At 56.9% G+C, this 657-nt stretch carries 1 protein-coding gene; it reads left to right on the forward strand.

Going from position 1 to position 657, the window contains the following annotated elements:
- Positions 1-618 (forward strand): transposase (locus tag ACRXB1_RS37235; RefSeq protein WP_449494921.1); only part of this gene is annotated, 618 nt, incomplete at its 5' end.
- Between the last annotated feature and the right edge of the window lie 39 nt (positions 619-657).

Below are 657 nucleotides of genomic sequence, written 5' to 3' on the forward strand. Positions count from 1 at the left end.
GGGCAGTATTTCTATCTCTATCTGTTCATGGACGTGTTCAGTCGGATGGTCGTCGGCTGGCAGGTCTACGCTGAAGAGAGCAGCGCCCAGGCCAGCGAGCTTCTGAAGGACCTATGTGCGCGTGAGGCGATCAAACCGGGTCAGGTAATTTTGCATTCGGATAACGGCGGCCCAATGAAGGGTGCCACGATGCTCGCCACCCTGCAGGCTCTGGGTGTCATGCCGTCATTGAGTCGACCGGGCGTGAGCAACGACAACCCGTTCTCGGAATCGTTGTTCAAAACACTGAAGTATCGGCCGGCCTTTCCTCTGCAGGCGTTCGACACTCTATTTGCCGCGCGCGCTTGGGTCACCGTGTTGGTGCGCTGGTATAACCACGAACATCGTCACAGCGCGATCCGTTTCGTCACGCCTGCCCAACGGCACGCCAACCTCGACCAGCAGATCCTCGATCGCCGCGCGATGCTCTACGAGGCGGCAAAGCAGCGCAATCCGCTACGATGGAAAGGCCCCACTCGAAACTGGAAGCGCGTAAAAACGGTCCATCTGAATCCCGATCAGATAGACAACTTCGAACCCATCAAACGCGACCACCGACAGGAGCAAAAAGCCGCCTAAATCTAATCGTTGAGGCGACATCTAGCTTGAAATCTACCG

It is taken from the genome of Caballeronia sp. M23-90 (genome assembly GCF_053574605.1).